This is a genomic window from Edaphobacter aggregans DSM 19364, assembly GCF_000745965.1.
Classification (GTDB): domain Bacteria; phylum Acidobacteriota; class Terriglobia; order Terriglobales; family Acidobacteriaceae; genus Edaphobacter; species Edaphobacter aggregans.
In genome coordinates this window covers 12,527-20,823 of the sequence record NZ_KN050790.1, presented here as the reverse complement: position 1 = coordinate 20,823, position 8,297 = coordinate 12,527, and the positions used below count along the sequence as shown (strand labels likewise).

The 8,297-nt window shown below is 54.6% G+C and carries 3 protein-coding genes and 2 pseudogenes; 3 read left to right on the top strand and 2 right to left on the bottom strand.

The window, feature by feature from the left end; translation table 11 throughout:
* Nucleotides 1-581 precede the first annotated feature (581 nt).
* Nucleotides 582-980, top strand: a pseudogene (locus Q363_RS47370) (IS6 family transposase).
* Between the two features lie 277 nt (nucleotides 981-1,257).
* Here Q363_RS47370 and Q363_RS37305 read toward each other — a convergent pair.
* Entirely contained in the window at nucleotides 1,258-2,937 is a 1,680-nt protein-coding gene (locus Q363_RS37305; RefSeq protein ID WP_051979728.1) for a glycosyl hydrolase family 18 protein, read from the bottom strand.
* A 356-nt stretch (nucleotides 2,938-3,293) separates the two neighbouring features.
* On the opposite strand from Q363_RS37305, the pseudogene Q363_RS33995 reads away from it, so the two are divergent.
* Nucleotides 3,294-4,284 (top strand): annotated as a pseudogene (locus Q363_RS33995) (IS481 family transposase).
* 75 nt (nucleotides 4,285-4,359) lie between these two features.
* Here Q363_RS33995 and Q363_RS33990 read toward each other — a convergent pair.
* Nucleotides 4,360-5,538 (bottom strand): TIGR03118 family protein, encoded by a 1,179-nt coding sequence (locus Q363_RS33990; protein ID WP_035359445.1) that lies wholly within the window; start codon nucleotides 5,536-5,538, stop codon nucleotides 4,360-4,362.
* Nucleotides 5,539-5,999: 461 nt separating this feature from the next.
* On the opposite strand from Q363_RS33990, the gene Q363_RS42565 reads away from it, so the two are divergent.
* Nucleotides 6,000-8,297 (top strand): carbohydrate-binding protein (locus tag Q363_RS42565; RefSeq protein ID WP_051979727.1); only part of this gene is annotated, 2,298 nt, incomplete at its 3' end.

The window sequence follows — 8,297 nt, the reverse complement described above, 5'->3', positions numbered from 1 at the left end:
AGCAAGGACGACGAGTGGCAGGACAAACGCATTGGTCCTGCAGGGGAGGTTAGACATAGAGAATCTCCTTTGGAAGTTACCTTCATGTCATGTGCAACGGTACCAAGGAGCGTCACAATGCATTCAATAAAATACAGATGACGACTACGATTGCGTTATAAGGAAGAAATGTGTGTTCCTTCTCAGAGTCGCAATGCTGATCCGAAAATGATCATGTAACATTTGCCAAACCAAATTCGGCGGGTAAATACTTGCACATCTTCATGAAGCATTGCAAGAAAAATAGAACCAGAAAAAATAGACAAGCGATTGTTTCAAGGCAGGTTGTTAACTAGTAGCATGTGATTTCATATAACTTTAATCTCAGGAAATAGCCGGCCATGCTTCTGATTAATCTGGAATAATGATTGAACAGCCCTCTCAAACAGCATCGTCAACTTAACAATGTGAGAAGCTAAGCTGATGAGTGAGAGCCGATGTCCGCGACACCGATTTTCCGATCGAAGTAGTAAAACAATGCGTATGGCTGTACTATCGCCTTGAGCTACTGGAACATTGAGAAGATGTAGGCGAGGTTTCAGGTGACTTATGAAACCGTTTGGGAAGGGTGCCATAAGTTCGGATCACTGTATGCTGCTCGGCTGAAAAGGAAGCGATCTCGTATCGGAACAAAGTGGCACCTGGATGAAGGGTTCATCAAGATGAACGGCGTCCAACATTATCTATGGCGAGCCGTGGATCAGAATGGAGTGGTCATCGATATTCTTGTTCAGCCCTAGCGGGATCGCTGGGCGGCCTTACGCTTCTTTCGCAAGCTACTCCATGATGCAGAGACAACCAGTGTCATCATCACAGACAAGCTAAGAAGCTACGCGGCAGCGAAGAAGCTGATCTTGCCTGGCGTGATTCATCGGCAAAGCCGCTATCTTAATAACCGCGCTGAGAATTCGCATCAGCCAACCCGCGTGCGAGGCAGATGAAGCGCTTTCAATCTCCCGAGCAGGCGATCAACGCTCCCTTCCGGATGCGTCGCCATCTACTCTCGCTGGTCGCTCTCGGCTTCTGCTCTGCAAAGCTTTCAACTCCTGGAACCAGTGCACACGCTCAGCCCTCGCTTGCTAGATCACCGGCGGGAAAATCCTGTCCTGTCTAACACAAGCCCTTCTACTTGGGGTCATTAAATTGACGATGCCCTCCGGAAACCTCAGAAGGATTCCGGAGGGAACGTCATTCTGTTGCTACAACGCTCACCACAATTCACAAGTTGCTTTTAATCACATTCAAGAGCGAATGTGGAGCAGGCGCATCCCCTGTGAGTTCCCATATCATAATCCCGCCGTACTGTTTTCCTAGCTGTGTTTCTTCCGCCATTACATCCTCACCGACGTAATAGAGGGTTATTCCATTGTCGAGGGAGCCACCGTTAACCATATCCAGCTGCCAGGCATTGGGGTAAGCGGCAAGGATGGTGTTGTATTCCTCCTCAATATTTCCATCTCCGCTTTGGCCAAAGAAAGGCACCCCAAGGGTGATCTGACTCTTGGGCACACTCTTCTGCACCGAATAGTATTGCAAGGCATTCTGGGCATCGGAGTAGTTTGAATAGACCATGACGTTGACAAAATCGAATTGGTGAAGCGCCAAATCCGGCATCGAAGCCTGGAGATACTGCGCTACCGCTGCGGAGATGATCTTGCCCTGTGGGCGGAGTTTAGTCACAAGCGCATTCACAAATGTGGCATACGGATTGCCCATATTGTTGGGGTCCTCAATATCCACGTCTACGCCATCGAGATTATGCGCTGCGAGGTAATTCGCGAGCGAGTCTACGAGCTGCGTCGAAAGGCCCGCGTTGTAAAATTGCAGAATTTGCTGGTCGCCGCCGCCACCGCCAATGGAGAGCACCACTTTTACGCCCGCTGCATGCGCGGCATTGACGACCGCCGCAATGTCCGCATCACTCTGGCCGAGTGAAAAAGTCATGTTGCTGCTTGCAGTGCATGTACCGTTGCATCTTGGAGGATTGCCGAAAGCTAAATTCAGATGCGTCATCTTTGAAAAGCTAAGGGTGGTTGCGTAATTGGCGTAGCTCCCATTGTAGTTAGGCAAATAACCGACCAATCGTGTTGATGCAGTGGTGTTTGAGCTTATCGAGAACCAGTTAAAATTTCCGACGGTTCCGGCAGAGCCGACACTGTCCATATGTAACTGAACGATGTGCTGGCCAGCGGATAAAGTAATTGTGGTCGAAAGCGTTGTCCAGTTCTGCCATCCCCCGGTATTCGGAACTGTAAGTTCCGAGGTCGCAGTGGCTCCGTCAACACCCACGTGGAAGGTGCCACCCTGTCCATTGTTGGCTACGCGAACCTGAACGAGGTAACTTCCAGAAGATGCGACCTTCATGGTGTAGTTAAGCCATTCGTCCGCGGTGACCCATCCGACATCATAGCCGCCGCCCGTATCCGTTGTGGCTTCGATGCTCACGCCTTCGCCGGTGCGATATTGGCCACCCTGGTTGGTGTTATTGTCTGTGTGATAGCCAACATTCTCACCACCTGTGTCAAAGTTTTCAGCCTGGATTGTGCCTGGAATAGGCCAGGGTGTGCCGCCGTATGCCGATCCAGTACTGGTACCACCACTGCTACCGGTTCCCGTGCTGCCGCTGCTACCGCTGCAAGTGCCATTGGAGGTCCAAGGTTCACCGCTACCCGAACCGCCGTTGTTCGTGGCTGGATTCTGTCCTTGTGTCCACCAATTGGCGGTATAGTTGACGCCGTTGGAGCTGGCTGTGTTGCCGCCGACGTAGATGGCGGTTGCGCTCCAGGCAGGGTAACATGCTGTCTGTGCGCGAGCCCGAGGGGTTCCACAAGCCAGTAACACAGCAAGGACGACGAGTGGCAGGACAAACGCATTGGTCCTGCAGGGGAGGTTAGACATAGAGAATCTCCTTTGGAAGTTACCTTCATGTCATGTGCCACGGTACCAAGGAGCGTCACAATGCATTCAATAAATACAGATGGCGACTACGATTGCGTTTTAAGGAAGAAATGTATGTTCCTTCTCAGAGAAACCCTCGCAATGTCGATCCCGCGAACCGGTTCCAACTTTGCCGCATACGCATAAACCGAGGCAAGTAAAATAATTGTGAAAGTGATGCATTCCACGCGCATTACCTGGTCTCTAACTCAAACTATGACCTGGCATTGCCCGATCTTATGTACCGGTGGGATTGTTACTTGTTTAGTCCCGGTATTTGATGGTGCATTCTTATCCAGAGACTGGAAGGAGGCACTGTGGGGCAAGTTCTACACCGGAGCGCCACTACGACAGAGGCGGTCCGTCGAGCGATACAGCATAGTCAAGAGAGCCTGAGGACGCTGGCTCGGCGGCATGGAATCAACCCGAAGACGGTCGCGAAGTGGAGGAAGCGCTGCTCAGTGGCCGATCTGCGCACCGGGCCAAAGCATCCCCACTCCACAGTCCTGACGGTGGAACAGGAGGCGATCATCGTTGCTTTCCGCAGGCATACTCTGCTGCCCCTCGATGATTGCCTCTACGCTTTGCAGGCAACGATCCCTCATCTGACCCGTTCCTCGCTGCATCGCTGTCTGGAGCGGCATGGCATCAGCCGGCTTCCAGAAGCGGAAGGCAGCAAGCCCGGAAGGAAGAAGTTCGAGCGCTATCCGATCGGCTACTTCCATGTCGACCTGGCCGAGGTACGCACCGCCGAAGGCAAGCTCTATCTCTTTGTGGCCATCGACCGCACTTCGAAGTTCGCTTTCGTGGAGTTGGTCGAACGCGCCGATATGCAGGCTGCGGCGAGATTCCTCCAGGCGCTGATCGCGGCTGTCCCTTATCGGATCCATACCGTGCTCACGGACAACGGCATCCAGTTCGCCGATCTGCCGAAGAATCGCAAGGGACCCACGGCCCACTTTCGCGGCCATCCTTTTGACAGAGTCTGTCTTCTGCACGGGATCGACCACCGCCTCACCAAGCCCGATCATCCCTGGACGAACGGTCAGGTCGAGCGCATGAACCGCACCATCAAAGAGGCCACGGTTCAGCGCTACCAACTACGACACCCACGACCACCTGCGTATCCACCTCAGCGACTTCGTCGCTGCCTACAACTTCGCAAAACGACTCAAGACGCTCCATGGCCTCACGGCCTACGAATTCATCTGCAAATGCTGGCAAACTGAACCGGATCGATTTACTCTCGATCACATCCATCAAATGCCGGGACTAAACACTGTTTTCATCTGTGCAATCGATGGTTAGCTGTCATCTTTCGAAGCACGCGAAAAGCGTCAGCAGTATTATTGCTGACGCTTTTCTGTCTTGATCGCTCAAGGGTTACTGGTCGTTGCCCTGGATGAGGGTAGTCGCGACTGGCTTCAGATATCCGTAAAGACCCTGGGTAGCACCATCAGGACCTGCGGTAAAGTACAACTCGCCGCCTGGAGCGCCTGCCTGGTCATAGCTTCCTGGCGCCACGGCGTTTCCGAAGCTGAGACTCCATAGTCCATTGATCGCGATAGGAGCTCCGCTTTGATCTTCAAGCAGGCCATCGAAGTGTCCGGTAGCAAGGTTGTAGGCAGCGATGAAGCCAGCCGATTGAGTGGTTCCACCGGCTGCAAATTGGCCGATGAGGAGTTCGTGGCTGAAGCTGCCGAAGTCGAGCGGAGACAGAGCCACGCCCCAGGGAGCATTGAGCTGGTCCCCGTGATCGAGGCGTGTCACGAGGTGGCCTGCTGTAGTGAACACGTCGACATAGCCAAGGCCAGGACCCGCAATCGACTTAGTCGAGCCTTCCTCATGCATTGCAAAGGTGACAACGATGTTGTTGCCTATGGCTTGTACGTTGAAGGGAGAAAAATTGTTTGGTAGTTGAGGATCGACAAACGCAGTGTCTTCAGGGTTACTGGGGTGAGTTCCATTCAGGTGGACGATGTGAAATGAGTTGTCGTAGACATCGACGCGATTGAGGGCGAAGTTCGCGGCGTACAGGAAGCGGGTATTCTCAACCAGGGCGCTTGTAAGACCGGTGTAACCGGAGCCATCCTTGGTTGCGGCAACGGTTACGGCATGGGTGGATGGTGCCGCAGCACCTGGAGCAATAGCGTTGGTTGGGTTCCAAGCAGCGATCGATCCATCGATGGTCGACCAGATAAACGTTGCTGCGAGGCCGTTGGGAAGGATGAAGTCCGTCGGGCTGCCATTGAAGACAAGGCCGGTAGGGGAACCCTTTTTTGTGCTTATGTTGTGGGGGTTCGCTGGAATCGTTACGACAAGTGGATTAATCGTGCCGTTACCACTGTAAAGCGTGCTCAGCCCGGTTTTGTTGTCCGAAACCCACCAGTCGCTGGTTGTGCTCCGAGAGAGGCCCCAGGCATTCACAAGGTGGGGGTCTGTAATAGGAGCTACGCCGGAGGCGTTGGATACGAGGTTGACCTGCGTATATTGTTGGCCCAGGGCAGTGCCCAGAGATAACCCCATCAAAGTGATGGCGGCGAGATGCGGTAATTTCTTCATGTCAAGGTCTCCATGCTTCGTAAAACCCCACTGCTTTGTGTTGCCTCTCGGACGACGCTGGTGTCGGCAAAAGAAGCTGCCGGGGGAAATTTGTGGTTTGATTGTTTGAGTTGTCCGCTGCAGGCAGCAGGTCTCACTATGGAAAACACGGGGACGGCTAAGTTATTCCTTGACCAGCATCGCCTCATGAAGGAAAAAAGATCTGAGAAGACCCTCCTGGGGCACCCCCAAAGGACAACAAGCGGTATTGCAATAAAAGTGGATCTTGTCCTAAAGGCTTTTACGTAAGTTGAAGTCCAACTTGTCGCATGACGAGTGTCAATAAATTCGACTGCGGGCGGTTTGATTACTGCATTGACAAGAAACAAACGTTTGTCTACGCTGGCCCCCTATTCACAAGGGGTATGCGTTTGGAACTCGGTCGGCTCAACACCAAAATCGAAAAGAGGGGATCTATTTAAGTGAAAGATCGCACATCGCTAATCACTGCAACCGGCCGACTGTTCGTATGCCTGGTGCTCGTTGCGCTTTTCATGTGGTCATCGTCAGCCTTCGCACAGAACAATACGATCTTTGGCCCCAACGTCTACGTCTTTTCTACCAGCAATTCGGTGTCGTCGATCAATTCGACCCTCGCAACGCTGGCCAGCAACGCGCAGTTCAGCACAAACCGCTATGCGGTGTTTTTCGAGCCGGGCACCTACACCGGCGTCGAATCCGCGGTGGGGTTCTATGAATCTATTGCCGGCCTCGGCCAAACCCCCAACGCCGTCCACATTAACCAGGGGTACCTGCAGTCGAATCAGACGATCAATGGGAATGACACGCAAAACTTCTGGCGTTCGATGGAGAACATGGAAATGACCACCCCTGGGGGGGGCACTCTGCAATGGGGCGTTTCGCAGGGAGCTTCCATCCGGCGTATGCTCATCAACAACCCAGTAGAACTGACGGATTCCGGCTGCAACTTTTCGAGCGGCGGATTCATTGCCAACACCCAGGTCACCGGGCAAGTCAACTCCTGCTCCCAGCAGCAGTGGTATACCCGCAACAGCTCCCTCGGGAGTTGGAGGGGCGGCAGTTGGAACATGGTTTTTTCCGGCGTCTCCGGCGCCCCTGGGCAAAGCAACCCATTCGGCGGCGGAGACCATTCGTATACCGTCCTCGCCACCACCCCGGTCAGCCGTGAAAAGCCCTTCCTCTATATGGACGGCAGCGGCAACTACTGGGTCTTCTCGCCGTCCTATGGGACAAATACGTCGGGCACAACCTGGGCCAACGGCGGCGTCGGCAACGGAGAGGCCGGTACTTCTCTGCCCATCAGCAGCTTCCTGATCGCCACGCCCTCAACCTCGTTAGCCACGATCAATGCCGCACTGGCTTCCGGCCAAAATCTCATTCTGACCCCTGGCATCTACCAGTACAGCGGGTCCATCAACGTTACCAACGCCAACACGGTGGTGCTCGGACTCGGCTACGCGGATCTCGTTCCGCAGTCGGGAACAGCCGCGCTCACCGTGGCCGACGTGGACGGAGTGCAGCTCGCTGGATTTCTCATCGATGCGGGTCCGATCAACTCACCAGTGCTCCTCCAGATAGGAGTAAATGGCGCACCGCGCGTCAGCCACGCAAGCAATCCGACATCGATCAGCGACGTTCACCTCCGCATTGGCGGAGCGACCCTGGGAACCTGCACCGTAGCCACGGAAATCGATAGCGACAACGTGATTCTCGACAATATGTGGACATGGCGTGCCGACCACGGAAATGTTGGAACTGTCGGCTGGACCCTCAATGTCTGCAATAACGGATTGGTTGTGAACGGGGACTACGTCGCGGCAACGGGCTTGGCTGTCGAGCATTACGAGGCAGAGCAGGTCGTGTGGAACGGTGAAGGCGGTGAAACGATCTTCTACCAGAGCGAAATGCCCTATGACGTTCCCAACCAGTCCGCATGGATGAACGGCAGCGTGGACGGTTACGCCTCCTACAACGTCGCGCCGACGGTCGCCACGCACACAGCCTACGGCCTCGGTGTTTACTCCGTCTTCAATCAGGGAGTAGCTATCGTTGCAAACAGCGGGATAGCCGCCCCCGTCGCCGCCGGAGTCACGTTCCACGATTCGGTGTCTGTGACCCTCGCTGCCGGCCATATCAACTACAACATCGCCTCAAACAACGCCACAGTCGATAATGCGGGCACGACTGCGGGGCCTAACAGCTATGTAACCTCGTGGGGAGGTACAAGCGGCAATTGCGGTTCCGCTCCAAGCACTCCTGGAACGCCCTCCGGGTCAGGAACTTCCTCCAGCACAATGTATGTAACCTGGGGCGCCAGCACTGAGGGATCAAACTGCACGTTGAGCTACAACCTGTTCCGCAGCGCGACCTCCGGGTTCACGCCCTCGTCGAGCAATATGATCGCTTCGGACCTGACGGCAGCGTCGTTTGCCGATTCAGGACTGGCGTCCACGACAACCTACTACTACGCGGTGCAAGCGGTAAACGCGGCCGGCGCATCGGCAAACTCGGCGCAGGGAAGCGGTACCACGACCGGGACGTCCGAAGGGCCCTACGGGGGAACTGCCGCAGCCATCCCCGGGACAGTGTTGGCCGAAAACTACGACACAGGCGGGCAGGGAGTTGGCTACAGCGTGAATTCAATCAATGGGACGAATAACAGCTATCGTTCCGACGGAGTCGATCTTGAAACAACGTCGGCCCCTGGCGGCGGTAACGATATTGGTTGGACGACCACC